We start from the raw sequence: 24,710 nt of genomic DNA on the forward strand, positions 1-24,710 counted from the left end.
TTTATGAGAAGCTAGGGGAGTGAACGACATCCTCCCCATCATCTTGCCCATCCTCGTTGCCCTGGTGGTTATCGGTGCGCTGATTCCGGTGCTCATGAAGACCCGGAAGAACATCACCGACTACCCGTCGCAGCGCGACGCGAACGACCCCGTGCAGGGTACCGGCGGCGGCACGCTGCTGGAGGACCGCCCGGCTCCGCCCCGCGGTGCCGCGGCACCGGAGGCCGTCGACCTTGAGGGCCTCGAAACGGTTGAGGTGCCGGACAACGTTGCGGGCCTGGAGACCGTTCCGGTCGAGACCCCGCTGCCGGTAGCCGGCCGCCTGACCCGGCTTCGCGAACGCCTGGTCAAGTCCAACAACATCCTGGGCAAAGGCCTGCTCGCCCTGCTCTCCGCTGACAAGATCGACGAGAACGTCTGGGACGAGGTGGAGGAGACCCTGCTGCTGGCCGACCTCGGCACCGAGCCGACGATGCAGCTCGTGGACGCGCTCCGCGAACGCGTCAAGGTGCTCGGCACCCGCTCGCCGGAGGAGGTCAAGGCCCTGCTGCGCGAGGAACTCATCAAGCTCGTGGACCCCACCATGGACCGCAGCCTGAACGTGGAACGCCACGCGGACAAGCCCGCGGTGATGATGGTGGTCGGCGTCAACGGCGTCGGCAAGACGACCACGGTCGGCAAGCTCGCCCGCGTGCTGGTGGCGGAGGACAAGGACGTGCTGCTTGGCGCCGCGGACACCTTCCGCGCCGCAGCCGCGGAGCAGCTCGCCACCTGGGGCCAGCGCGTCGGCGTTCCCACGGTCAAGTCCGACATCGACGGCGCGGACCCGGCCTCCGTCGCGTACGAGGCGGTCAAGGCCGGCATCGACCAGGAAGTCGACGTCGTCATGATCGACACCGCCGGCAGGCTGCAGAACAAGGTCGGCCTGATGGACGAGCTCGGCAAGGTCAAGCGCGTGATCGAAAAGCTCGCCGAGGTGGACGAGGTGCTCCTGGTCCTGGACGCGACCACCGGCCAGAACGGCCTGAACCAGGCGCGCGTATTCGCCGAGGTCGTGAACATCAGCGGCATCGTGCTGACCAAGCTGGACGGCACCGCCAAGGGCGGCATCGTGGTCGCGATCCAGAAGTCCCTCGGCGTACCCGTCAAGCTGATCGGACTCGGCGAAGGCGCGGACGACTTGGCGCCCTTCGACGCCGAAAGCTTCGTCGACGCGCTCCTGAACTAGGCCGCCGGTGCGGGGGGCCGCTGAAAGGTCTCCCGCGCCAGCACCCAGCCCGCAGCCGCCGCGAGGAGAACTCCGCCGGTAATGCCGAAGGCCCAGCCGTAGCCCAGCTGGTCCGCCAGCAGTCCGGCGATGACCGGCCCCACGATCGCGCCGCTGTCCGAAGTCATCTGGAACACTGCCAGCACCCGCCCGCCGGAGCGCTCATTGCCCACGACGTCGGCGATCGCGGCCTGCTGCGCCGGGCCCAGCAGCCCGGACCCGATGCCGGCAACGGTCGAGGCCGCCAGGAACCACAGCAACTCGTGCGTGAAGCCGATGGCGGCGGTGGCGAGGCCGGTGACCACCAGTCCGGTGAGCATCATCGGCTTCCGGCCGAGGTTGTCCGCGAGCCGCCCGGAGAAGGTCAGGGCCGCCGCGTTGCCGGCCGCGAACACGGCCAGTGCCCAGCCCGCGGACGAGGATCCGGCGCCGAGTGCAGCGACCGCGAAAAGCGGCACGGTGGCCATCCGGACGCCGAAGGTGGCCCACCCGTTGGCGAAACTGGAGGCCAGCCCGGCCCGGTAGGCGCTGTCCCGCAGAGCGTCGCGGAGCAGCATGGCCGGCGCCGCCGCTCCTGCCTCACGGGAGCCTGCGGGGACGTGGCTGAGCTGGGTCTGTACGACGGCGGCGGCCAGCACCAGCGCGGCCGCGTACGCCAGGAACGGAACCCGCAGGCCGAAGCTGGCCAGCAGGCCGCCCACGATCGGCCCGCACACGTTGCCGATCAGGAAAGCCGAGGCATAGGCGCCCGAGACGCGGCCGCGGCTTTCCGGCGGGGCGAGCCTCACCACGAGGGCCATCGAGGCCACCGTGAACATCACTGAGCCGGCCCCGCCCAGCCCGCGGAAGACGAGCAGCTGCCAGTAGTCCTGGGCGAAGGCGCACGCGGCCGTGGACGCCGCCACGATCAAGAGCCCGGCCACGTACACCGGGCGTTCGCCCAGCTTTACGATCAGCGCACCGCCGGCCGGGGCGAAAATGAGCCGCATGAACGCGAAGATGCTGACAATCACCGCGGCCGCCGTCGCACCGACGTCGAAGGTGGTGGCGAACTGGGGGAGTACCGGGGCGACGAGGCCGAAGCCCAGGGCAATGAGGAAGGCCGCAACCAGCATCACCTTGATGTCCCGGGGCAGTCGGGGACTGCCGGGCTGCCGGAGGCCGGGCAGGGCCCGGGTTCCGTTGGCGGAACGGGACGCTTTGCTCATGATGCTGCTTTCGGTTCTGCATTTGGTGCCGCAAGGCCGGCCGGGGCGTGTTTGAACGCGTGAAACATAACCGTAACAAGCGTGAGACGCACCATTTACTTCCGGGAGGTTCTTGTAACAACCCGGCAATGTAAATCCTCTGCCGGTGAAACACTGCGCCAGCAAACTCTTCTTAGAACGCAAAACGCGTTGGATCGGCGGACAAGTCCGCACCTAAGAGCAAGAGAGGACGCAGACCATGGAACTCACCGCAGGTCTCGTTTGGCTCCTGGTCGCGTCAGCCCTCGTGCTGTTCATGACCCCGGGCCTGGCATTCTTCTATGGCGGCATGACCCGTGCCAAGTCGGCATTGAACATGATGATGATGAGCTTCGTCGCGATTGGGACCGTTGGCATCACGTGGGTCCTGTGGGGCGCTTCGATGGCCACGAGCAACTCAGACAACTTCTTCCAGATCTTCGCGAACCCCTTCAGCCACTTCGGGTTGCACAACTTCACGGACCCCGCGGACCTGCTCAAGGTAGGCTACGCCGCGACCTTTGCCATCATCACGGTGGCCCTGATCTCGGGTGCGGTTGCCGACCGGGCAAAGTTCTCGGCCTGGGTCATCTTCACGCCCATCTGGGCGACGCTTGTCTACGCGCCGCTGGCCTTCATGGTCTGGGGCGGCGGGCTCTTCTCCAAGGACGGCTGGTTCGGCCAGACCTTCGCCCCGGTGATCGACTTCGCCGGCGGAACCGTGGTGCACATCAATGCCGGTGTCGCCGGGCTGATCCTGGTCCTGATCATTGGCAACCGCAAGGGCTTCGGCAAGGACCCGAACCACCGCCCGCACAACGTCCCGTTCGTGATGCTGGGTGCCGCCATCCTCTGGTTCGGCTGGTTCGGCTTCAACGCCGGCGCCGCCGCCACGGTTGAGCAGGCCGGCCTGATCTGGGTCAACACGCTCGCTGCCCCGGCCGCCGCAATGCTTGGCTGGCTCGCCGTCGAACGCTTCCGCGACGGCCACCCGACCTCCCTCGGTGCCGCTTCCGGTGTGGTCGCCGGCCTGGTCGCGATTACCCCGGCCTGCGCCAACGTCTCACCGCTCGGCGCGATCGCCCTGGGTATCGTCGCCGGCGTGGCCTCGGCCCTCGCCGTCGGCCTGAAGTTCAAGTTCGGTTACGACGACTCGCTCGACGTCGTCGGCGTCCACCTCGTGTCCGGTGTCGTGGGCACCGTGGCGATCGGCTTCCTGGCCACCCCGGCCCAGGGCACTGCGGGACTGTTCTACGGCGGCGGCACCACCCAGCTCGTAGCGCAGGTTCTCGCCGCGCTGCTTTCCGTGGCCTTCACCGCGATCATGACCTTCATCATCGCCTTCCCGATCCACAAGCTGATGGGCTTCCGGGTTTCCCAGGAGCAGGAAGTCGTGGGTGTGGACCTCAGCCTGCACGCCGAGACCGCCTACGAGTTCGGCGTCGGCGGCCACGGCGGGAGCTTCCAGCCGCTGCACGAACTGATCACCGGGAAGCCGATGGTCGACAGCGTCGAGGTCCCGGCCGCCGAGACCGTGGACGTCACCTCGAACGGCAAGAAGCCGGCAACCGGCAAGGAAAGCGTGGAAGCATGAAACTGATTACCGCAATCGTCCGACCGGAAAAGCTCGACACCATCAGGGAAGGCCTGGAAGCGTACGGAGTGCAGGGCCTGACGGTCAGCGCGGCCAGCGGTTACGGCCGGCAGCGCGGCTACACCGAGGTGTACCGCGGCGCCGAGTACAACGTGGACCTGCTCCCCAAGATCCGGGTGGAAGTGCTGGCCACCGACGAACAGGCGGACGACATCCTGGATGTCATCATCGCCAGCTCGAACACCGGACGGGCCGGCGACGGGAAGGTCTGGACGATGGATGTCTTCGAGGCAGTCCGCGTCCGGACCGGCGAACGCGGCGCGGCGGCCATCTAGGCGGCAGCCCTCCAGCCGCACACCGCGCCAGCGGCCGCGATCGGGGGTTGCGACGGCGGGCCGGACACCTGGAAAGGTGTCCGGCCCGCTTTTTCGTGTTTCGCAGACGGTTACGCGGGCCAGCCTTCCGGCCCGGCGGTCCCGGCGGCGTATTCCTCCAGCGGGACGCTGTCCCGGGCCCAGGCCTTGAGCACCGGTTCGAGAATCCGCCAGCAGTCCTCAGCGGTGTCGCCGCGCACGGAGAGCAGCGGGTCGCCGTTGAGCACGCCCTCCAGGACTTCGCCGTAGGGGAGCAGTTCCGAGGCGCTGAGTTCCGCCTTGAGCGTGGCCCGGTCCAGGCTCAGCACGTTGCCGGGGCCGTTCACGTCGACGTCGAACTGCAGCGTGTCCGGGCCGAAGCCGATCCGCAGCTGGTTGGGGGAGTCCACGCCGGTGAAGCCCTTGGGCAGGTGCGGCACGGGGCGGAAGGTGACCACGGCCTCCTTGCGCATGGAGCCCAGTGCCTTGCCGGAACGGAGGATGAACGGCACGCCCTGCCAGCGCCAGTTGTCGATGTCCACCTGCACCTCCGCCAGGGTCTCGGTGTTGCGCGATGCGTCCACGCCCTCTTCCTTGGCGTAGTCCGGGACCTTCCTGCCGTCGATGGAGCCGGCCGTGTACCGGGCGCGGCGCGTGCTTTTGGCGTACGGGGCCTTGATGCTGCTGGCCCGCAGGAGGGTGGCGACGGCGTCCCGCAGGTCTCGCTCGTCCACCGAGGCGGGCGGTTCGATCGCCATCAGGGCCATGATCTGCAGCAGGTGGCTTTGGATCATGTCGCGCAGGGCGCCGGCGCCGTCGTAGTAGCGGGCCCTGCCCTCGAGCGCGAGGTCCTCATCGAAGATGATCTCCACGCTCTCGATGTGCTCCCGGTTCCACACCGGCTCAAGGAAGGTGTTGGCGAAGCGCAGGCCCAGGATATTCAACACCGTCGCCTTGCCCAGGAAATGGTCCACCCGGTGGATGTGGTCCTCGGGGACCAACGCGGCCAGGGTCTTGTTGAGGTTCCGCGCAGACTCCTCGCTGGAGCCAAACGGCTTTTCCATCACCAGCCGGGTCCCCGCGGGTACCTGTTCCGGGGTCAGGGCCTCGCAGGCAAGCTGGCTGATCTTCGGCGGCAGCGCAAAGTAGACAGCCACGGGACCTTCCAGTTTGGCCAGCAGCCCTGCCAGTTGCCCCTCGGCGGTGACATCCAGCTGGTGGTAGCTGGTGGTTTCGCGGATTCGCTTCAGCTCGCGCTTGCCGCTGGTGTCGGCCTGGGAGTTGGCGTCGGCGAACGAGGTCTCGAGGCGCTCATGCCACTGTTCCTCGGTCCAGTCGTCCGATCCTGCACCCACCAAAGTAAGGCCAGGGGCGTGGCCCCTCGCCACCAGCCGGGCCAGCCCGGGCAGCAGCAGCCTGCCGGTCAAGTCGCCCGAGGCGCCGAGGATGAGCAGGGTCTTTACAGTTGCTTGACTGGTCACCTAAGCCAGCATGCCATCTTGAAGGCCCGACTTGGTACCCTAGATAGTCGAGTCCCGTTGTCGAGGCAGTTCGTACCGGCTGGTTCCGGCGAAACAGTCACGACTCTGGCGCGCCGCACCGGCCGCCAGCTGTAGATCCACTGAAAGAAGTGCACGGCGCGTGTTCAATTCACTCTCTGACCGGTTGACAGCAACCTTCAAGAACCTCCGTGGCAAGGGCCGCCTCACCGAGGCGGACGTTGACGCCACGGTCCGCGAGATCCGGCGCGCCCTGCTGGACGCCGACGTTGCCGTGCCCGTGGTCCGGGAGTTCACCGGCCGGGTGCGCGAACGGGCCCTCGGCGCCGAGGTATCCGGTGCGCTGAACCCGAGCCAGCAGATCGTGAAGATCGTCAACGAGGAACTCGTCGAGATCCTCGGTGGCGAGACCCGCCGGATCCGGCTCGCCAAGACCGGTCCCACCATCATCATGCTCGCCGGCCTCCAGGGTGCCGGCAAGACCACGCTCGCCGGCAAGCTTTCCAAGTTCCTCAAGGCGCAGGGCCACAGCCCCATGCTGGTTGCGTGCGACCTGCAGCGCCCCAACGCCGTAACCCAGCTGCAGGTTGTCGGCCAGCGGGCGGGCGTTCCCGTCTTCGCCCCGCACCCGGGCGCCACCTCCACCGAGCTGGACCACCCTGCCGGCGACCCGGTCGCCGTCGCCCGGGCCGGCGTCGAGGAAGCCAAGCGCACCCTGCACGACGTCGTCATCGTTGACACCGCCGGCCGGCTCGGCGTTGACGCCGAAATGATGGAACAGGCCCGCCAGATCCGCCGGGCCATCGTCCCCAACGAAGTCCTCTTCGTGATCGACTCCATGATCGGCCAGGACGCCGTCAACACGGCGATGGCGTTCGACGAGGGCGTCAACTTCACCGGCATCGTGCTCTCCAAGCTCGACGGCGACGCGCGCGGCGGTGCCGCGCTGTCCGTTGCGTCGGTCACCGGCAAGCCGGTCATGTTCGCGTCCACCGGCGAAGGCCTGGATGACTTCGAGCTCTTCCACCCGGACCGGATGGCCTCGCGCATCCTTGACATGGGTGACGTACTCACCTTGATCGAGCAGGCCGAGAAGTCCTGGGACAAGGACGAGGCAGCCCGGATGGCGAAGAAGTTCGCCGACCAGGAAGACTTCACCCTCGAGGACTTCCTCGCCCAGATGCAGCAGATCCGCAACATGGGCTCGATGAAGAAGATGCTCATGATGATGCCGGGTGCGCAGAACATCCGCCAGCAGCTGGAGCAGTTCGACGAACGCGAGATCGACCGGGTCGAGGCGATCGTCCGCTCCATGACCCCGCACGAGCGGGTGGCCCCGAAGATCATCAACGGCTCCCGCCGCGCCCGCATTGCCCGCGGTTCCGGCGTGCACGTCTCCGAGGTCAACGGCCTGCTGGAACGTTTTGCCCAGGCCCAGAAGATGATGAAGAAGATGGCGGCCGGCGGCGGCATCCCGGGAATGCCGGGAATGCCCGGGATGGGCGGCGGCGGAGCCCGCAAGGGCGCGAAGAGCGCACCCAAGAAGAAGGCCCGCTCCGGCAACCCTGCCAAGGCCGCGCAGGAACTCAAGGATGCGGAGGCGCGCCGCGCTGCCGGGCCGAAGACCGTTCCGACCGGTGCATCCTTCGGTCAGCAGGGCGGGGAGTTCGACCCGTCCCAGTTGAACCTTCCGAAGGGCTTCGACAAGTTCCTCGGCGGCAGCAAGTAGCAGGAGCCGTTCGGCTCCGACACTGTCCCGGCGGCGTGGATGTCTTCGGCCTCGTTAACGGACCGGTGCCATAGGCTTAGGACATGTTCAAGCAGCGCGTAGTCTTCGTCCACGGGGCCGGCAGCTTTGGTGCCGCGGCGTGGCCGAAGCAGCACGGCATGGCGTTGAGCTACGACGCCTTGTTCTTGCGGCGGCACGGCTTCGACGCCGTCGCCGAGCCGCAAGAAACGGACTTCGCCGCCGACGCTGACATCGTCCTGCGGGCCCTGGCGGACGATGGCCGCGGCGCTGCCGGTGGCCACGTGGTGGCCCATTCGCAGGGCGCCATTGCCGCCATGATGGCGGCCGTCGAACGTCCGGACTTGGTGCAGTCCCTCACCCTCGTGGAACCGGCCTGCCTCTCGCTCACCGCCGAACTGCCGGCGACAGCCGCGCACCGGGCGCTCATGCAGCCGCTCTTCGACGTCCGGCACAGTCTCTCCGACGACGACTTCCAGCGGGAGTTCGTCCGCCGCGTATTTGCCGCCCACGCCCCGGTGCGCGGGACTGTGGGCGAGCCTGCGATTGAGGATGCACGGGCGGCGCGCCGGCTGAGACTGCAGGCGCCGCCGTGGGACGCGCCGCTGCACATCGTCCCCGGCGTGCCGACGCTGGTCCTCACCGGCGGCTGGGAGCCGCTCTATGAGGAAATTGCCGGCTATCTGAGGGAGACGGGCGCCCTGCACCGCACTGCCCCGGGAGGGCACCGGCCGCAGGATTCGAAGGAAGGTGACCGCGCCATCCGCACCTTCATCGCCGACGTCAACCGCAGCGGGCACGCGCACGCCTCCTGATATGCCCGGCCCCAGCATCAGGCCGGCTCTGCCGGAGGACCTTGTCGCCCTGCCCGCCATAGAGACGGCGGCTGACCGCCTGCTGGAAGCGTCCCTAGGCCTCGCGCTCCCGAATGCGGAACCCGCAGGGGCTTCCGAACCGCTCTTTATCCTGGTTGCCGGAACTCCTGTCGTGAGTTTCGCCAGGGTCGATGAAGTCGATGGACAGGCCCACCTGGAACAACTTTCGGTGCATCCCGACTCCGCCGGTCAGGGAATCGGCCGGGCGCTGGTGGCGGCGGCGCTCCAGCTGGCCCGTGGCCGGGGTTATGAATCGATGACGCTGTGCACTTTTTCCGATGTCCCGTTCAATGGGCCGTTCTACGCAAGTTGCGGCTTCTCACCCGTCCCTCATCCGGCAGGAGAGCTGGCAGCGTTGCGGAGGCACGAAGCCCGGCTGGGACTGGACGCCTTGGGACCGAGAACCGCCATGAGGATTAGGCTTTAGCCCATGAGTGCCATCATCGAGTTCAGCGGCCCGATCCTCACCGGAGTCGACGAGGAGCGACGGGGGCTGTGGTCCGTCGACGGTCGGCTCACCTTCCAGCGCCCAGCGTCCGCGCCGGACCAGGTGCTGGACGGCTGGGTGATCCCCGGACTCGTCGACGCGCACTGCCACATCGGGCTGGGACCCGGGGGCGACGTCTCCGACGTCGTGGCAGAGCAGCAGGCCCTGACCGACCGCGGCGCCGGAACCCTGCTGGTCCGCGACGCCGGTGCCGTCCACGACACTCGCTGGATCCAGCAACGGCGTGAGCTGCCGCGCATCATCCGCTCGGGCCGGCACATCGCCAGGACTCGCCGGTACCTGAGGGGATTCGCCGCCGAGGTGGAGCCCGAAGACCTCGTGGAGGCCGTCCGCAAGCAGGCCCGCGCGGGGGACGGCTGGGTCAAGCTGGTGGGGGACTGGATCGACCGCGACGCCGGCGACCTCGCCGCCAGCTTCCCCGCCCGCAGCGTCAAGGACGCGGTCCAGGCCGCCCACGACGAAGGCGCCCGCATCACCGCGCACTGCTTCGCCGAGGACACCCTTGACGACATGCTCGACGCCGGGATCGACTGCATCGAGCACGGAACCGGCCTGCTGCCCCGGCACCTGGACCGGTTCGTGGAGCAGGGCGTTCCGATCGTCCCCACCCTGATCAACATCGCCACCTTCCCGGACATCGCGGACCAGGCGCAGGCAAAATTTCCCCGCTACGCGGCACACATGCTCGGGCTCTGGGAGCGCCGCGCCGAACGGATCCTCGAGGCCCATGAGGCCGGGGTGGCAATCTACGCCGGGACGGACGCTGGAAGCGTCATCAAGCACGGACGCATCGTCGATGAACTTGAGGCACTGCAAGCGGCCGGCCTCCCTGCCGGTGCCGCCCTCGACGCCGGGGCCTGGGCAGCCCGGGCCTGGCTCGGAGCCCAGGCGATTGCAGAGGGCGCCAGCGCCGACGTCCTGGTCTGCGCCGAGGACCCGCGCGCAAATATTTCGACCCTGCGCGAATTGAGGGCAATCGTGCTGCGCGGAGAACTGGTGCACGCCGCCGCTCAGGCCCGTTAGGAATAAATTGAAGCTTCAAGTAATTTAACCCTATGACGGTTGCCGAAGGTCGGTGGCCGCAGGACCACGGGAGCGATTCAWTGACCGCAGCAGCCAGCACCCAGGATCTTCTTCCTGCCGAACTCACCATGGGTACCGTGATGCTCAAGGTCGGCGATATGAAGCTGATGACCGACTACTACCAGCGCGCCCTCGGCCTCGACGTCGTGGCCGAGCAGGACGGTGGACTCTACCTCGGACGCAAGCGCAAGCCCCTGGTCCACCTTGCTCCCGCCCCCGGACTGAACCTGCCCTCCCGCGGCGAAGCTGGCCTCTTCCACACCGCGCTGTTGTTCGAAGACCAGCCCTCGCTGGCCGCAACCGTGGCCTCCGCCGCGCAGTACGAGCCGCAGTCCTTTACCGGCAGCGCCGACCACCTCGTCAGTGAGGCCTTCTACTTCAGCGACCCGGAGGGCAACGGCATCGAGCTCTACTGGGACCGCCCGCGCGACGCCTGGTCCTGGGACGGCAAGACCGTCGTGATGGACAGCCTGGCCCTGCCGCCGCAGCGCTACCTGGAACAGCACCTGACCGAAGCCGCCCTGAGCGGACAGCGCGACACGGAGGCAGGCGTGGGGCACGTCCACCTGCAGGTCGGCGACGTGCAGTCCGCACATGACTTCTACGTCGGCACCCTCGGTTTCGAGAAGACCGCCGGTTGGCACGGGCAGGCGCTCTTCGTCTCTGCCGGCGGCTACCACCACCACATGGCCATGAACGTCTGGAACAGCCGCGGCGCAGGCCCCCGCCGCGACACCCTGGGTCTCGGCGAGGTGCTGATCGAGGTACCGTCCGGCGACGACGTCGGCGCCCTCGCCGACCGGCTCAAGTCCGCCGGCGTCCCGTCGCGCCACACCGGGGCCGAACTGCGCTTCGAGGACCCGTGGCGCAATAGCATCCGCGTCGCGGTCCGCTAAGCATCCAGGCATGCCCAGGCCGCCCCGGCCCGGGCCGGAGCGGCTAGGCTGAATGCGACGCCAAAACCGCGGCCAGCGCCGCCGACCCTCATGAGGAGCACTTCCTTGGGCTTTACTGAAATCTTCGTCGCCACCCATGATGCCGCCCTCAAGCGTGCTGCCGCCCTCGACTCCGGCGCCGCGGCCGCTCCGGGTGCGGTCCGGATTGCTGACATCAGCGACTTCGAAGTCGAGCGGCTGGGCGACCTGGCCGGAACCGCCGTGCACGCCGCCGGCGCGGACTATGAGCTGGCCATGGTGGACGTGGCCAGTGATTCGCTGCTCGGCGTGCCCGCGGCGATGGTCCGTGCCTTGGGCGAGCTGCTCAGCTACGAGACCGAGGGCGACGGTGACGTCCTCGCGGACGTCGCCGCAGCCTGGGCTGCGGAGGAGGACATGCCCTTCGGTGCCGAGCAGGCCGCCCGCTATGTACGCCAGCTTGCCGAGCTGGCCGCCGGCGTCGACCCCGCCACCAAGTCCGGACTCTACGTCTGGACCTCCTGACGCCTCCAGGCTGGCCCGCCCGAAAAGTGCCGGACACGCAGCCCGCGGGTGTCAAGTCGAAATCCGGGCGGTGATCTGGCACAATGAACAGGTACTCGATCTGCGTGGCCCCTCTCTCCGCGTCCGGATCCTGTCCTTTAGAACCCCCTAGTACGGCCCGCCCCACGGGTGCAGAACGCCGGGCTCGACCCCGTTTCAGAAACAGGAGTGACCACAAAAGTGGCCGTAAAGATTCGCCTTAAGCGCTTCGGCAAGATGCGCGCACCGTACTACCGTATCGTCGTCATGGACGCACGCTCCAAGCGTGACGGCCGTGCCATCGAAGAGATCGGCAAGTACCACCCGACCGAAGAGCCCTCGTACATCGAGGTCAACTCGGACCGTGCCCAGTACTGGCTCGGCGTCGGCGCACAGCCGTCCGAGCAGGTTGCCGCGATCCTGAAGATCACCGGTGACTGGCAGAAGTTCAAGGGTCTCCCGGGCCAGGAGGGCACCTTGAAGACCAAGGCTCCCAAGGAAGCCTTCGTCACCCCGGAAAAGGGTTCCGTGATCATCCCGGAAGCCATCACCAAGAAGGCCAAGAAGGACGAAGCAGCCGAGGCTCCCGCCGACGCCGAAGCAGAGACCACCGAGGCTGAGTAAATTGCTGGCAGAAGCGCTCGAACACCTGGTCCGCGGGATTGTTGACAGTCCCGAGGACGTCAAGGTCAGTGCGAAGAACAACCGCCGCGGGGACACCCTCGAGGTGCGCGTTCATCAGGACGATCTCGGACGGGTGATCGGACGCCAGGGCCGCACCGCACGCGCTTTGCGCACTGTGGTGGCGGCGCTGGCCGACGGCGAGCCGGTCAGGGTCGACGTCGTCGACACCGACCGCCGCCGGTAGCGCGACCAGCAGTACTTGTCTTTAGTCCGGCCCCTTCACCAGCTTATGGTGGAGGGGCCGGACTGTTTTGCGCAGTAAACGCACCAACAAATCCCAGACTTTACGAGAATCCGAACAGAGGAACAGATGCAGCTTCAGGTGGCACGAATCGGCAAGCCCCACGGCATCCGCGGCGAAGTGACCGTCCAGGTGCTCACGGACGCGCCGGGTGACCGCTTCGTTCCCGGCACCCAGTTCGTGGTGGAGCCCGCCTCCGCCGGTCCGCTGACCGTGGAGAGCGCGCGCTGGAACAAGGACATCCTGCTGCTGGCGTTCGAGGAGGTGGAGACCCGCAACGACGCGGAAGCGCTCCGTGGCGCCAAGCTCTACATCGAGACCGAGGAGTTGGACGAGGACGACGACGAGGGCTGGTACGAGCACGAGCTCATGGGCCTGGACGTCCGCGTCGGCGAGACGGTGGTGGGCAAGGTCTCCGGGCTGCACACCATGCCGGTCCAGGACCTGCTCGTGGTGACGGACAAGGACGGCAAGGAAATCCTGATCCCGTTCGTGGAGCAGATTGTGCCCGAGGTAAACGTCGCGGAGAAGTATGTCCTCGTCACCCCGCCGGCCGGCCTCTTCGAGGTCAACACCGCAACCGGCGAGACCCCCGACGACGGCGACGGCGAGGGAAGCGGTGACGCCGAAAACGGCAACGGGGACAACGCCTAAGATGCGGATCGACGTCGTCAGTATCTTCCCCGAGTACCTGGCACCGCTGGAACTGTCCCTGATCGGAAAGGCCCGGCAGGACGGGCTCCTGGAACTCAACGTCCATGACCTCCGGGACTTCACCATGGACCGGCACCGCACGGTGGACGACACCCCGTACGGTGGCGGGGCCGGAATGGTGATGAAGGCCGAACCGTGGGCCCAGGCGCTGACTGCCGTGGCCGAAGCGGGACCGGCGCGTCCCGCGGAAGCCAGCAAACCCGTGCTGATCGTCCCTTCTCCGGCGGGGGAGCGCTTCAGCCAGACCATTGCGCACGAACTTGCCGAGGAGGACCAGCTGGTCTTTGCCTGCGGGCGTTATGAGGGCATTGACGAGCGCGTCCTGGAGTGGGCCTCGGAGCGCTTCACCGTCCGGCCCATGAGCCTCGGGGACTACGTGCTCAACGGCGGAGAGGTGGCCGTGCTGGCCATGGTCGAGGCCGTCGGGCGGTTGCTGCCCGGCGTCGTCGGCAACCCCGAATCGCTCGTGGAGGAATCCCACTCCGACGGACTGCTCGAGTATCCCGTGTACACCAAGCCCTCCAGCTGGCGGGACCGCGAGGTCCCGGCCGTGCTGCTCAGCGGCAACCACGGCAAGATCGCGCAGTGGCGGCGCCACGAACAGTACCGGCGTACCGCCGAGCGCCGGCCTGACCTGCTGGACGTGTTCGACGCCGGCACGCTGCCCCGCGCGGACCGCACCGCACTGGGGGAGCTGGGCTACGACGTCGTCGACGGCCGGCTCCGGCGACGCCCCGACGCCTGAGCCGCGCCGCTGCACCAGGCCGGTGCGCCCGGCCAATTCACCAAAACACGGCGGAATGTGGCAAAATTAGTCCTTGTGCCCGCTGGGTGCGAACCTGCCACAGGGGGAGCGACACCAACAGCGCGGCACCCCGGCCCTGCCAATTCCTGGCGGAGCCGGAACGACAAAACTTTCGGCGGAAATTTCCGGTGCGCACAGCACCCGGGCTTGGCCGCCGTGACCCAACGTGAATGACCTGTGGCGTTCACCAGGAGTGGATCAATGCATATCCTCGATTCCGTAGATGCAGCCTCGCTGCGCAACGATGTTCCCGAGTTCCGCGCAGGTGACACCATCAAGGTGCACGTGAACATCATCGAAGGCAAGAACTCCCGCGTCCAGGTCTTCCAGGGCTTCGTCCTGGGCCGCCAGGGCGACGGCGTCCGCGAAACCTTCACCGTCCGCAAGGTCTCCTTCGGCGTCGGCGTGGAGCGTACCTTCCCGGTACACTCCCCGATCATCGACAAGATCGAGCTCGTCTCCAAGGGTGACGTGCGCCGCGCCAAGCTTTACTACATGCGTGCACTGCGCGGTAAGGCTGCGAAGATCAAGGAAAAGCGCGACTTCCAGACCGCCAAGTAAAGTCCTCCGGACTTTCCAAGCGGATCCACGGAGGGCTCCGGCGTTTGCCGGAACGCTCCGCCACTGCGCCGTTCAACTAAGAAAAGCGTAAGAGGACACGGATCATGGAACAGACAAAACGCCGGCCCAGGAAACTGGGCTGGCGTTTTGCGCTTCTGGGCCTGGTGCTCGCCGTGGCCATCAGCGGCCTGGTCCGCTCCCTGTGGCTTGATGTCTACTACATCCCCTCCGCGTCGATGGAGCCGCTGCTCCGCGACGGGGACAGGATTCTGGTTTCCCGCACCGACTTCGCGTTCGAGCAGGTGCGCCGCGGTGATGTGGTGGTGTTCGACGGCCGCGGCTCCTTCGCCCCGCTGAACAGCGGCAAGGGGCCAGCGGCCGACTTCCTCGCCGGCGCGGGCCACTGGCTGGGCCTGACCGGCAGCGACACGACCTACGTCAAGCGTGTCATCGGGCTTCCCGGCGACCGCGTCGTGTGCTGCGGCGCGGACGGCCGGCTCACAGTCAACGGCCAGCAAGTTGAGGAACGCTATCTATATGAGGGCGATGCCCCGAGCCAGCTGAAGTTCGACGTGATTGTCCCGGAAGGCCGGCTTTGGCTGATGGGGGACCACCGTTCAAAATCGGCCGATTCGCGCAGCCTGCTCGGCGCGCCGGGGGGCGGAATGGTCCCGCTGGAGCGCGTGATCGGCCGTCCGGTACAGATCATCTGGCCGATTGATAGATTTGCAGCAATACCGCGGCCCACCGAGGCCGGCACGACGATGAAGAACGGACAGTAGATGCCCGAGACCGGACCCCGGACTCCTGATCCGCGGGGGCACGACGAGCCCCGAGTGACCTCCTCGCCCATCCCGGGCACCAATCACCCGACGACGCAGCTGCCAGCCACGCCGCGTCCGGAACACGCGCCGGAACCCCCGCCGGCTGATCCTGTGTACGCGGGCGAGACTGATCCGGTGCATCCCGGGCGAGCTCAGCCGGAGCGTGCTGCGGGCACCCCGCTGGCGGGACCCTCGCACGCCGGGCCGTCGTCGACGCGTGCCCGGAAGGCGAAGGCCCGTGAAGGCCGGAACCCCATGCTGATGTGGCTCAAGGAGATCGCCACGGTGGTGGTGATAGCCGTCGTGCTGTCCTTCCTGATCAAGACTTTCCTGTTCCGTGCCTTCTACATCCCGTCCGAGTCCATGATGAACACCCTGGACGTCAACGACCGGATCTTCGTCAACCTGCTGGTGCCGGAACCGATGGCCCTGCAGCGCGGGGACGTCGTCGTGTTCCGGGACACCAAGGGCTGGCTGGTGCCGACCGCGGCGAAGCCTGCCGGGCCGCTGACCGGAGTCCAGGATGCGCTGACGTTCGTCGGCCTGCTCCCGGACAACTCCGAGCAGCACCTGGTCAAGCGTGTGATCGGCCTGCCGGGGGACCACGTCGTGTGCTGCGACGGGAGCGGCCGGCTCACCGTCAACGGGGCGCCTCTGGACGAGAAATACGTCAACAAAACCGAGGTTCCGCAGGTTCGCGACTTCGACGTCGTGGTCCCGGCCGGGAAGGTGTGGGTCATGGGCGACAACCGAAACCACTCCGCCGACTCCCGCGCCCACATGGAGACCAACGGAGGCTTCATCGATCTGGCCGACGTCGAAGGCAAAGCCGTCGTGATCGCATGGCCGCTGAACCGGATCACCTCGCTGGACAACTATCCGGACGTCTTCCGCGGCGTCCCGGCACCGTCAGGGAAGTAAGGGCGGCAGCAGTGTCCGAAGCACCAACCCTCGACTACGAGCGCCGCTTCCGCGCCTCGGGTGCCCGGCTGCTCGCCGGCATCGACGAGGTCGGCCGCGGCGCCCTGGCCGGGCCCGTCAGTGTGGGGATCGCCGTCGTGGACCTGCACAAGCAGAAGCTGCTCGCCGATGTGCGGGACAGCAAGCTGCTCAAGGTCGCTGACCGGGAACGGCTGGAACCGCTGGTGCGCAGCTGGAGCGTCGCCTCGGCCGTGGGACATGCCAGCGCGGCGGAGATCGACGCGCTCGGAATCATCGGCGCGCTCCGGCTCGCCGGCAACCGGGCCTGGTTTGCGGTGCTGGCCGCCGGCGTGACGCCTGACGTGGTGTTGCTCGACGGTAGCCACAACTGGCTTTCGCCCGTGGCGCAGGCCTCGCTGTTCGACGAGGGCACCGAGGAGCCGGGCTGCGACGCGCCGGTCCACACGCTGGTCAAGGCGGACATGCAGTGCCTGTCCGTGGCCGCGGCGTCCGTGCTGGCCAAGGTCGAACGGGACCGCCAAATGGCTGCCCTGCACACCGAGTACCCGGCGTTCGGCTGGGACGAGAACAAGGGCTACGGCACCGCCGCGCACAAGGATGCACTCCGCGCGGCCGGCCCCACGCCGTACCACCGGGTCAGCTGGCAACTGCTCGGCGACTGAGCCGGTTTCCGGCGGGGCCTGCGACTGTGCTGTGGCGGGCGACTGTGCCGTGGTGGGCCGTGGGCCGGGCCCGTGGCGCGCGTCCGGCGCCCGATGGTGCAAGATGGAACCATGAGTGCCGAGGACCTTGAAAACTATGAAACCGACATGGAGCTGCAGCTCTACCGCGAATACCGCGACGTTGTCGGGCTGTTCAGCTATGTGGTCGAGACCGAGCGGCGTTTCTACCTGGCCAACCACGTGGACCTGCAGGCGCGCAGCGCCGACGGCGAGGTCTATTTCGACCTGACGCTGCAGGACGCCTGGGTGTGGGACGTGTACCGATCCGCCCGGTTCGTCAAGAGCGTCCGCGTCATCACCTTCAAGGATGTCAATGTGGAGGAGCTCCCGCGCAGCGAGGAACTGGCCCTGCCGAAGGTGGAGGGGCTGGGGAACTAACTCCTGCCCTCAACCGGCCCCGCGGCCGACGTTGTCCACATAGCCCGGTAAGCCTCTGTGGCACGGTTCGTGCACGTCCCACGCTGGAGGCATGAGAGCTAAGGACATGCTGGGCCGGAGCGGTGAGGAGCTCGCCGCCGGCTTCATCGAAGCCCAGGGCATGCGGATTGTTGACCGCAACTGGCGTTGCCCCGAGGGCGAGATCGATATTGTGGCGCTCGACGGCGACGCTCTCGTCATCGCCGAGGTCAAGACCCGCAAATCCCTCGCCTATGGGCACCCCTTCGAAGCCGTGGGCGCGGATAAGCTCGCCCGGCTGCACCGGCTGGCCTCCGCGTGGTGCCGGGACCATGAGCTGCGGATGCCGCTGCGCCGCGTGGACGTCATCGCCGTGCTCGACGACGGCACCGGCACCCCGGCCATCGAACACCTCAAAGGAGTGGGGTAGATGGCGCTGGGACGGACCTACTCGGTGGCACTCGTCGGGCTGAACGGCTACATCGTCGAGGTTGAGGCCGACATCGGACAAACCCTGCCCGCCTTCGTGATCCTGGGCCTGCCCGACGCCTCGCTCAATGAGGCGAAGGAACGGATCCGCTCAGCCGCTCAGAACTCGGGAATCCCGCTCAGCCGCAGGAAGATCACGGCGAACCTGATCCCCGCGTCGTTGCCGAAGCGCGGATCCGGATTCGACCTGTCCATCGCTATGTCGGTGCTGCTGGCCGCGAACGACGTGCGCTCCACCGGGCGGCATGTCTTCATCGCCGAACTGGGCCTGGACGGACGGCTACGTCCGGTGCGCGGTATTTTGCCCGCCGTGATGGCCGCCGTTCAGGCCGGGTATCCGGACGTGGTGGTGGCGCAGGCCAACGCTGCCGAGGCCGGGTTGGTGCCAGGGGCGAGGGTTCGCGGCTACCGGACCCTGGCCAGGCTGGCGTTCGACTTCGGTGCCGACCCGCAGGACCTGGCGCTGGATTTTGAGCCGGATGATGAAGAGCCCGACGACGGCGGCACGGCTGCGGCCGCGATGGCACCGGACATGTGCGACGTCTCCGGCCAGGGCGAGGGCCGCCGGGCCCTGGAAGTGGCCGCTGCCGGGGCCCACCATGTGCTGCTGACGGGGCCGCCCGGGGCCGGCAAGACCATGCTGGCCGAGCGCCTTCCCGGGCTGCTGCCCGACCTCGGCGACCGGGAAGCCATGGAGGTGACGGCCATCCATTCCCTCAGTTCGCTCACCTCGGCCTCCGTAACCTTGCTGCGGCGGCCGCCCTACGAGAACCCGCACCACACGGCCACGGCCGCCGCCATCATCGGGGGAGGTTCGGGGCTGCCGCGGCCCGGCGCGGCCTCCAGGGCGCACCGCGGCGTCTTGTTCCTGGACGAAGCCCCTGAATATGAGCGCCGGGTCCTCGACGCGCTCCGGCAGCCGCTGGAAAGCGGCGAGCTGGTCATCCACCGCTCGGCAGGCACCGCGGCCTATCCGGCCCGGTTCCAACTGGTCCTGGCGGCCAACCCCTGCCCATGCGGCAAGGGCTCGGGCAAGGGCGTGGATTGCACCTGCACGCCGATGATGCGGCGACGCTACCTCGCCCGGATGTCCGGGCCGCTGCTCGACAGGGTCGACATCCAGCTGGAAGTCGAACGCGTTGCACTCGCAGACTTTGGCCAGCCCCGCGCAGAGGAAGCAACTGCCGACATCGCGGCGCGGGTGCGCGCTGCCCGGGAACGGCAGCTGGACCGGCTCCGGCGGCTCGGACTGGAAACCAACTCGCAGGTACCTGGCAGGGTGCTCCGCGGCCCGCTGCGGCTGTCGGGCCCTACAACACGGATCCTCGACCACGCGCTGGAACGCGGCGCGTTGACGGCCCGCGGCTACGACCGCGTACTGCGTTTGTCCTGGACGCTGGCGGACCTTTCCGGTCGCGACGGTCCCGACGCGGATGACATCGGCCAAGCCCTCAACCTGCGGCAAGCAACATCGGCCGCAGCGTGAGGGCACTTGCCCAACCCGTCCCCCCGAAGACGGCACCACAGCATATGGAGGGAACCGAAGCATGACAGAGAAGGAAAGGACTGCCCGGGCGGCGCTTTCGAGGCTCCTGGAACCGCAGGACGCCGCCGGCCTGGCGCTTGTGCGGGTAGCCGGTCCGGAGGACGCCCTGCGGATCGCCACCGGGGAGCTGTCGGCCGGCCCGGGCACGGAGCAGGAACTGTCCCGGGTGCTGGAGGAGCACGGCGCCGGCGGCGGCTGGACCGGCCTGGGCATGGCGCTGAAGCGTTGGGCGCCGCGCGTACCGGATCTGGCCCCCGCACGCGACCTGGCGACCATGCAGCGCCTCGGCGGACGGCTGCTCATCCCGACGGACCCACTGTGGCCCGGCCAGCTCGCGGACCTGGGGCTGCAGGAGCCGTTGTGCCTCTGGTGGCGCGGCGAGGAACAGGAGTTGCCGCCGGCAGGCAAAGCCATCGCACTGGTGGGTTCCCGGGACAGCACGGCCTACGGCTCAGCGGTGACGGGCGACCTCGCCTACGGACTCGCCCAGCGGGGCTTCACGATCGTCTCCGGGGGCGCCTATGGCATCGACGCCCACGCCCATCGGGCCGCGCTGGCAGGATCCGCCGGGGCGCTGCCCACCATCGCTGTCATGGCAGGGGGAGTGGACCGGTTCTACCCTTCCGGCAACGAGGATCTGCTCCGGGCGGTAGCCAATCAGGGTGCCGTGCTGGCCGAGGTTCCGCCCGGTTCGGCGCCCACCAGGTACCGCTTCCTGCAGCGAAACCGGCTCATAGCGGCGTTGGCGTCTGTCACGGTGGTCGTCGAGGCGCGGTGGAGGTCCGGGGCACTCAACACCGCCCACCATGCCGAGGCCCTGGGCAGGGCGGTCGGGGCAGTTCCGGGCTCGGTGCACAGTGCCAACTCGGCCGGCTGCCACCGGCTGCTGCGCGAAGGCGGCGCAGTATGCGTCACGGACGCCGGCGAGATCGCGGAGCTTGCCTCGCCGAGCGGCGACTCGCTGACGGAGGCTAAGCCAAGCCGGGCGGAGGCCCACGACGGGCTGACCCTGGAGGACCTGATCCTGTTGGATGCACTTCCGCTGCGCGTTACGAGCACTGTCGAGAAGCTTTCCGTGGTTGCCGGGCTGAGTCCGGAATCGGTCAGGGCAGGCCTGGGGCGGCTCGGACTCCTGGGCCTCGCCGAATCCCAACGGGGCGGATGGAAACGATCCGCCACGGCGGGCTGACGCGGTGTACCGGCTGTGCTGCGCCCTGATAGTCCGGCGGCGATCGGCCGTGCCTGCCGCTGCAGCAGCGAGTCGCAGTCCGGGCAACGGTGATGCGGCAGCGCGTGTGTTGACGGCGCGCCGCTCGGCTGCACGGGTTGCGGCCCGGGTTGCTGGGAAAGTGGGAGGGTGTCAACACAGCAGATTCCCGCCGCGCTCGCTGAGGCCGCCCACGGCTTCGGCCGGTACCTGGAAGCGGAGCGGGGCCGGTCCGCCCACACGGTGCGCGCGTACCTCTCCGACGTCGGCAGCCTGCTGGCGCACGCGGCGTCCGAGGGCGCCGCGGAACTGGCCGACCTTGAACTGGGCACGCTGCGGCGCTGGCTTGGTGCCCAGAGCGAGTCGGGCATGTCCCGCGCCACACTCGCCCGGCGTGCCGCCACCGCGAGGGCCTTTACCGCCTGGGCCGTGCGGGAGGAGCTCATCACGGTGGATCCGGCCCTACGGCTAAAGGCTCCGAAGCGTGAGAAGTCCCTTCCCGGTGTGCTGCAGCAGGGGCAGGTCCAGCGGCTCGTGGCAGGGGCAGAGTCCGCCGCCGCTGAGGGAGAGCCAATGGCCCTGCGCAACCGCGCCATGCTCGAACTGCTCTATGCCACGGGAGTCCGCGTCGGGGAGCTCGCCGGCCTGGACATCGACGACCTCGACCCGGACCGCCGGACCCTACGCGTACTGGGCAAAGGCAACAAGGAGCGGACCGTGCCGTACGGCCTGCCCGCCGCGCTCGCCGTCGACGATTGGCTTCGTCGCGGACGTCCGGCCCTGATGGCGGCCGACTCGGGCCCGGCGCTCTTCCTTGGCGCGCGCGGGAAACGGGTGGACCAGCGGCAGGTCCGCAGCGTCGTGAAGGGCCTGCTGGACGGGCTGGGGGACACCTCGGCCACGGGTCCGCACGCGCTCCGCCACTCGGCGGCAACGCACCTGCTCGACGGCGGGGCGGACTTGCGGGCGGTGCAGGAGATTCTGGGGCACAGCAGCCTGGCCACTACGCAGATCTACACCCACGTATCGGTCGACCGGCTGCGGCAAAGTTACCAACAGGCGCATCCGAGGGCCTGACCGGCCACGGTCCGCGCTGGCCCCGGCGCCGCCTTCCGTGCCGTGCCCTGCGCTGTCCCGGATCCGCTCCGGGACGGCCTTCCACGGCGGTCCCGGGGCTCTAGCAAAACGAAAACGACTCGCCGGGAGCGACGCGCCGAATTGCACTGGCGTAATTAGGCGGGGTACGGCAGAATGAGATTCACGCCCGGCAACTTTCAAGTGGTGCTTGAAGCTCTGAAGCATCGTGTCAACACCTGAGGTCCGGACCTATTTTTTGCACAGATTTTTTGCACCAAATGGATTGTCAAAACTGAATAGTCTGGCAGGGGCAAACGCCCCGCACGCGGATTGACGCAGCAGGCAGGCATCCAGGCAGAGGTCGTTGGGGAAGACGTACCTATAGCTATGGAGGATGGAATGTCTGTTGCACTAACCCGCGGTGTCCTGTTCGTTCACTCGGCCCCGACCGCCCTGTGCCCCCACGTTGAGTGGGCCATTGGGTCTGTCGTGGACAAGCGGACGGACCTTGAGTGGACTGCCCAGCCTGCCGCGCCCGGAATGTTCCGGGCCGAGCTGTCGTGGACCGGAATACCGGGCACGGGGGCTCAATTGGCGTCTGCGCTCCGCGGCTGGGCGCACCTGCGCTACGAGGTCACGGAGGAGCCCAGCCAGGGCGTCGACGGCGGCCGCTGGTCGCACACCCCGGAACTCGGCATCTTCCACGCCGTCACCGACGTCCACGGGAACATCATGGTCTCCGAGGACCGCATCCGCTACGCCTACGAATCAGGCGCCGGCGACCCTTCGGCGGTCTACCACGAGCTCTCCCTGGCCCTCGGCGAGGCCTGGGACGAGGAACTCGAACCCTTCCGGCACGCCGCCGAAGGCGCCCCCGTCCGCTGGCTGCACCAGGTCGGCTAGGCCCCGTCCCGCCCGTCAGGGACGCAACGCAACAAACTCCATAGCAACGCCAAATGACAGATGGCGGCAGTGTTCACGAGGAACACTGCCGCCATCTGTCATTTCGGCGTGCTGCGCGGGGGCCAGGATCCGGGCCCGGACATGAGCCCGGACCGGGACGGCCTAGACGCTGCGGACGGCGATGACGGCGTTGTGGCCGCCGAAGCCGAAGGAGTTGCTCAGGGCCACAATGTTGCCGCTAGGCAGCGCACGCTCGGAGGTGACGACGTCGAGCGGGATCTCCGGATCCTGGTTTTCGAGGTTGATCGTCACGGGTGCCTTGCGGTCGTACACGGCCATGACGGTCAGCACGGCCTCCACGGCACCGGAGGCGCCCAGCAGGTGCCCCATCTGCGACTTGGTGGCGGAGACCGCCACGTTGTCCACGTGGGTGCCGAGGGCTGCCCTGAGGGCGGTGTACTCGGGCTTGTCGCCCACCGGGGTGGAGGTGGCGTGCGCGTTGACGTGGACCACGTCCTCGGCCTGGATCCGGCCGTCGAACATTGCCGCCTTCAGGGCGCGGGTGGCGCCGAGGCCTTCCGGATCCGGCGCGGTGATGTGGTACGCGTCGGCGGTCACCGAGGTGCCGGCGAGTTCGGCGTAGATCCGGGCACCGCGGGCCAGGGCGTGCTCCTCGGCCTCGAGGACCAGTGCTCCGGCGCCTTCACCCATCACGAAGCCGTCGCGGTCGCGGTCGTAGGGGCGGGAGGCGTGCTCGGGATCGTCGTTGCGGCGGGAAAGCGCCTGCATCGAGGCGAACGCGGCGATCGGCATCGGGTGGATGGCGGCTTCGGCGCCGCCGCAGACGACGACGTCGGCCTTGCCGGAGCGGATCAGGTCCAGTCCCATGTGAACGGCTTCGGTGCCGGACGCGCAGGCCGAAACGGGGGTGTGGGCGCCGGCGCGGGCGCCGAGGTCCAGGCTGACCGCCGCGGCGGGGCCGTTAGGCATCAGCATCGGCACGGTCATGGGCAGGACGCGGCGGGGGCCCTTTTCGCGCAGGGTATCCCAAGCGTCCAGGAGGGTCCAGACGCCGCCGATGCCGGTAGCAAAGGCTACGGCAAGGCGGTCGTGGTCGATGTCGGCGATGCCGGCGTCGGCCCAGGCCTCGCGGGAGGCGACAACGGCGAACTGCGTTGACGGGTCCATGCGCTTGGCTTCGACCCGGCTCAGAACCTCGGAGGCGGGCGTGGAGGCGCGGGCGGCGAAGTGCACGGGCAGTTCGTATTTGGCCACCCAGTCGTCCTCAAGCGTGTGCGCGCCGGAGACGCCCTTCAGCGCGTTCTTCCACATCGTGGGGACATCGCCGCCGATGGGTGTGGTGGCACCCAGACCGGTAATGACTACTTTGCGTGCCATGGGATCACTCTCTGTCGGTGCGCCTGCCTTATCCGGAGCCTGTTGAAAGACGGCCGGGGCCTGCGTAGGGAAAACTCGGTGGTCATGCAAGAAACGGGGATAAACAAGATCCGGGGTCGGCTGCGGTGTTCCCGGTCCGGGACGTTATCGGACGTCCCGGACCGGGCCGCAAAACCGGCCGAAGGGCCGAACCGGGTCACAGACCCGGTCTGCCGGCCGAAGCCGTGGCTCAGGCGGAATTAGGCCTGGGCGTTGGCGATGAAGCTGACGGCGTCGCCGACGGTCTTGAGGTTCTTGACCTCTTCGTCCGGGATGCGCACGCCGAACTTTTCCTCGGCGTTGACCACGATGGTCATCATGGAGATGGAGTCGATGTCCAGGTCCTCGGTGAAGGACTTGTCCAGCTCGACAGCCTCGGGGGCCAGGCCGGTCTCTTCGTTGACGATTTCAGCCAGGCCGGCCAGGATCTCTTCGTTGCTAGCCATTGATGGCTCCTTTTCTTGTTGTTGCCGTCGGCTTCCGGTGGTTGTACCGGGAGCCGCTGGCGAAATGATTCAAACCGAGGGTTCGGCTTGCTTGGGAATCCGCGCTG

Annotated in this window: 27 protein-coding genes; 23 read left to right on the forward strand and 4 right to left on the reverse strand. The window is 68.0% G+C overall.

What is annotated here, in order from left to right; translation table 11 throughout:
* Window positions 1–19: 19 nt before the first annotated feature.
* Window positions 20–1,228 (forward strand): signal recognition particle-docking protein FtsY, encoded by a 1,209-nt coding sequence (ftsY, locus tag AC1DK9_RS15090; protein ID WP_476916432.1) that lies wholly within the window; start codon window positions 20–22, stop codon window positions 1,226–1,228.
* On the opposite strand, the gene AC1DK9_RS15095 is transcribed toward ftsY, so the two are convergent.
* Window positions 1,225–2,475, reverse strand: coding sequence for an MFS transporter (locus AC1DK9_RS15095; RefSeq protein WP_476916433.1), 1,251 nt, complete (start codon window positions 2,473–2,475; stop codon window positions 1,225–1,227). The genes ftsY and AC1DK9_RS15095 overlap by 4 nt on opposite strands.
* Window positions 2,476–2,713: 238 nt before the next feature.
* Between AC1DK9_RS15095 and AC1DK9_RS15100 the strand changes: the two genes are divergently transcribed.
* A complete protein-coding gene (locus tag AC1DK9_RS15100) occupies window positions 2,714–4,087 on the forward strand; it encodes an ammonium transporter (protein WP_476916434.1) in 1,374 nt (457 codons plus the stop codon).
* The gene (locus AC1DK9_RS15105) at window positions 4,084–4,422 is read left to right on the forward strand and encodes a P-II family nitrogen regulator (protein ID WP_175320845.1); all 339 of its coding nucleotides are present in this window, start codon (window positions 4,084–4,086) and stop codon (window positions 4,420–4,422) included. The genes AC1DK9_RS15100 and AC1DK9_RS15105 overlap by 4 nt, the downstream gene beginning before the upstream one ends.
* A gap of 110 nt (window positions 4,423–4,532) precedes the next feature.
* Here the strand turns inward: AC1DK9_RS15105 and AC1DK9_RS15110 are convergent, their stop codons facing one another.
* Window positions 4,533–5,921, reverse strand: a complete 1,389-nt coding sequence (locus AC1DK9_RS15110; protein WP_476862763.1) for a glucose-6-phosphate dehydrogenase — start codon at window positions 5,919–5,921, stop codon at window positions 4,533–4,535.
* Between the two features lie 160 nt (window positions 5,922–6,081).
* Between AC1DK9_RS15110 and ffh the strand changes: the two genes are divergently transcribed.
* From ffh to AC1DK9_RS15210, 20 genes are all read left to right on the forward strand, one after another.
* Complete coding sequence (gene ffh, locus AC1DK9_RS15115; RefSeq protein WP_476916435.1) at window positions 6,082–7,668, forward strand: signal recognition particle protein; 1,587 nt, start codon at window positions 6,082–6,084, stop codon at window positions 7,666–7,668.
* A gap of 83 nt (window positions 7,669–7,751) precedes the next feature.
* Entirely contained in the window at window positions 7,752–8,501 is a 750-nt protein-coding gene (locus AC1DK9_RS15120) for an alpha/beta fold hydrolase (protein WP_476862765.1), read from the forward strand.
* Between the two features lies 1 nt (window position 8,502).
* Window positions 8,503–8,988 (forward strand): GNAT family N-acetyltransferase, encoded by a 486-nt coding sequence (locus AC1DK9_RS15125; protein WP_476916436.1) that lies wholly within the window; start codon window positions 8,503–8,505, stop codon window positions 8,986–8,988.
* Window positions 8,989–8,991: 3 nt separating this feature from the next.
* The gene (locus AC1DK9_RS15130) at window positions 8,992–10,092 is read left to right on the forward strand and encodes an amidohydrolase family protein (protein ID WP_476916437.1); all 1,101 of its coding nucleotides are present in this window, start codon (window positions 8,992–8,994) and stop codon (window positions 10,090–10,092) included.
* An 80-nt stretch (window positions 10,093–10,172) separates the two neighbouring features.
* Window positions 10,173–11,048 carry a VOC family protein gene (locus AC1DK9_RS15135; protein WP_476916552.1) on the forward strand — a complete coding sequence of 292 codons (876 nt, stop codon included), beginning with the start codon at window positions 10,173–10,175 and terminating at the stop codon, window positions 11,046–11,048.
* 105 nt (window positions 11,049–11,153) lie between these two features.
* Window positions 11,154–11,591, forward strand: a complete 438-nt coding sequence (locus AC1DK9_RS15140; RefSeq protein ID WP_476916438.1) for a hypothetical protein — start codon at window positions 11,154–11,156, stop codon at window positions 11,589–11,591.
* Window positions 11,592–11,810: 219 nt separating this feature from the next.
* On the forward strand, window positions 11,811–12,233 hold the full coding sequence (gene rpsP, locus AC1DK9_RS15145; protein WP_476862770.1) for a 30S ribosomal protein S16: 423 nt from the start codon (window positions 11,811–11,813) through the stop codon (window positions 12,231–12,233).
* 1 nt (window position 12,234) lies between these two features.
* Window positions 12,235–12,477: an RNA-binding protein gene (locus AC1DK9_RS15150; RefSeq protein WP_056426755.1), complete on the forward strand. Its 243-nt coding sequence runs from the start codon at window positions 12,235–12,237 to the stop codon at window positions 12,475–12,477.
* Between the two features lie 126 nt (window positions 12,478–12,603).
* Complete coding sequence (rimM, locus tag AC1DK9_RS15155; protein WP_476916439.1) at window positions 12,604–13,188, forward strand: ribosome maturation factor RimM; 585 nt, start codon at window positions 12,604–12,606, stop codon at window positions 13,186–13,188.
* Between the two features lies 1 nt (window position 13,189).
* Entirely contained in the window at window positions 13,190–13,993 is an 804-nt protein-coding gene (trmD, locus tag AC1DK9_RS15160; protein WP_476916440.1) for a tRNA (guanosine(37)-N1)-methyltransferase TrmD, read from the forward strand.
* Between the two features lie 261 nt (window positions 13,994–14,254).
* The gene (gene rplS / locus AC1DK9_RS15165) at window positions 14,255–14,614 is read left to right on the forward strand and encodes a 50S ribosomal protein L19 (protein ID WP_056738299.1); all 360 of its coding nucleotides are present in this window, start codon (window positions 14,255–14,257) and stop codon (window positions 14,612–14,614) included.
* Window positions 14,615–14,718: 104 nt separating this feature from the next.
* A complete protein-coding gene (gene lepB / locus AC1DK9_RS15170; RefSeq protein WP_476916441.1) occupies window positions 14,719–15,396 on the forward strand; it encodes a signal peptidase I in 678 nt (225 codons plus the stop codon).
* 177 nt (window positions 15,397–15,573) lie between these two features.
* Complete coding sequence (gene lepB, locus AC1DK9_RS15175) at window positions 15,574–16,359, forward strand: signal peptidase I (protein WP_476916442.1); 786 nt, start codon at window positions 15,574–15,576, stop codon at window positions 16,357–16,359.
* Window positions 16,360–16,370: 11 nt separating this feature from the next.
* Complete coding sequence (locus tag AC1DK9_RS15180) at window positions 16,371–17,042, forward strand: ribonuclease HII (RefSeq protein WP_476916443.1); 672 nt, start codon at window positions 16,371–16,373, stop codon at window positions 17,040–17,042.
* Window positions 17,043–17,153: 111 nt separating this feature from the next.
* Complete coding sequence (locus tag AC1DK9_RS15185) at window positions 17,154–17,480, forward strand: DUF2469 domain-containing protein (protein WP_056426737.1); 327 nt, start codon at window positions 17,154–17,156, stop codon at window positions 17,478–17,480.
* Between the two features lie 91 nt (window positions 17,481–17,571).
* Window positions 17,572–17,928 carry a YraN family protein gene (locus tag AC1DK9_RS15190; RefSeq protein WP_476862776.1) on the forward strand — a complete coding sequence of 119 codons (357 nt, stop codon included), beginning with the start codon at window positions 17,572–17,574 and terminating at the stop codon, window positions 17,926–17,928.
* Complete coding sequence (locus AC1DK9_RS15195) at window positions 17,929–19,473, forward strand: YifB family Mg chelatase-like AAA ATPase (RefSeq protein WP_476916444.1); 1,545 nt, start codon at window positions 17,929–17,931, stop codon at window positions 19,471–19,473.
* A 61-nt stretch (window positions 19,474–19,534) separates the two neighbouring features.
* Entirely contained in the window at window positions 19,535–20,722 is a 1,188-nt protein-coding gene (gene dprA, locus AC1DK9_RS15200; protein ID WP_476916445.1) for a DNA-processing protein DprA, read from the forward strand.
* A gap of 168 nt (window positions 20,723–20,890) precedes the next feature.
* Window positions 20,891–21,817, forward strand: a complete 927-nt coding sequence (locus tag AC1DK9_RS15205) for a tyrosine recombinase XerC (RefSeq protein ID WP_476862779.1) — start codon at window positions 20,891–20,893, stop codon at window positions 21,815–21,817.
* 399 nt (window positions 21,818–22,216) lie between these two features.
* Window positions 22,217–22,720, forward strand: coding sequence for a DUF3145 domain-containing protein (locus AC1DK9_RS15210; RefSeq protein ID WP_264354247.1), 504 nt, complete (start codon window positions 22,217–22,219; stop codon window positions 22,718–22,720).
* A 162-nt stretch (window positions 22,721–22,882) separates the two neighbouring features.
* Here the strand turns inward: AC1DK9_RS15210 and fabF are convergent, their stop codons facing one another.
* Complete coding sequence (gene fabF, locus AC1DK9_RS15215; RefSeq protein ID WP_476916446.1) at window positions 22,883–24,118, reverse strand: beta-ketoacyl-ACP synthase II; 1,236 nt, start codon at window positions 24,116–24,118, stop codon at window positions 22,883–22,885.
* A 239-nt stretch (window positions 24,119–24,357) separates the two neighbouring features.
* Window positions 24,358–24,603, reverse strand: coding sequence for an acyl carrier protein (locus tag AC1DK9_RS15220; protein ID WP_175320862.1), 246 nt, complete (start codon window positions 24,601–24,603; stop codon window positions 24,358–24,360).
* Window positions 24,604–24,710 lie beyond the last annotated feature (107 nt).

The organism is Arthrobacter sp. 01T414, from assembly GCF_056398965.1.

Excerpts from the sequence above, each read along its gene's own strand:
- lepB (WP_476916441.1), top strand. The coding sequence starts at position 14,719 with ATGGAACAGACAAAACGCCGGCCCAGGAAACTGGGCTGGCGTTTTGCG.
- AC1DK9_RS15125 (WP_476916436.1), top strand. The coding sequence starts at position 8,503 with ATGCCCGGCCCCAGCATCAGGCCGGCTCTGCCGGAGGACCTTGTCGCC.
- AC1DK9_RS15120 (WP_476862765.1), top strand. The coding sequence starts at position 7,752 with ATGTTCAAGCAGCGCGTAGTCTTCGTCCACGGGGCCGGCAGCTTTGGT.
- rimM (WP_476916439.1), top strand. The coding sequence starts at position 12,604 with ATGCAGCTTCAGGTGGCACGAATCGGCAAGCCCCACGGCATCCGCGGC.
- AC1DK9_RS15100 (WP_476916434.1), top strand. The coding sequence starts at position 2,714 with ATGGAACTCACCGCAGGTCTCGTTTGGCTCCTGGTCGCGTCAGCCCTC.
- AC1DK9_RS15105 (WP_175320845.1), top strand. The coding sequence starts at position 4,084 with ATGAAACTGATTACCGCAATCGTCCGACCGGAAAAGCTCGACACCATC.
- dprA (WP_476916445.1), top strand. The coding sequence starts at position 19,535 with ATGACAGAGAAGGAAAGGACTGCCCGGGCGGCGCTTTCGAGGCTCCTG.
- AC1DK9_RS15190 (WP_476862776.1), top strand. The coding sequence starts at position 17,572 with ATGAGAGCTAAGGACATGCTGGGCCGGAGCGGTGAGGAGCTCGCCGCC.
- AC1DK9_RS15095 (WP_476916433.1), bottom strand. The coding sequence starts at position 2,475 with ATGAGCAAAGCGTCCCGTTCCGCCAACGGAACCCGGGCCCTGCCCGGC.
- AC1DK9_RS15210 (WP_264354247.1), top strand. The coding sequence starts at position 22,217 with ATGTCTGTTGCACTAACCCGCGGTGTCCTGTTCGTTCACTCGGCCCCG.
- AC1DK9_RS15130 (WP_476916437.1), top strand. The coding sequence starts at position 8,992 with ATGAGTGCCATCATCGAGTTCAGCGGCCCGATCCTCACCGGAGTCGAC.
- AC1DK9_RS15185 (WP_056426737.1), top strand. The coding sequence starts at position 17,154 with ATGAGTGCCGAGGACCTTGAAAACTATGAAACCGACATGGAGCTGCAG.
- rplS (WP_056738299.1), top strand. The coding sequence starts at position 14,255 with ATGCATATCCTCGATTCCGTAGATGCAGCCTCGCTGCGCAACGATGTT.
- AC1DK9_RS15195 (WP_476916444.1), top strand. The coding sequence starts at position 17,929 with ATGGCGCTGGGACGGACCTACTCGGTGGCACTCGTCGGGCTGAACGGC.
- trmD (WP_476916440.1), top strand. The coding sequence starts at position 13,190 with ATGCGGATCGACGTCGTCAGTATCTTCCCCGAGTACCTGGCACCGCTG.
- fabF (WP_476916446.1), bottom strand. The coding sequence starts at position 24,118 with ATGGCACGCAAAGTAGTCATTACCGGTCTGGGTGCCACCACACCCATC.
- AC1DK9_RS15220 (WP_175320862.1), bottom strand. The coding sequence starts at position 24,603 with ATGGCTAGCAACGAAGAGATCCTGGCCGGCCTGGCTGAAATCGTCAAC.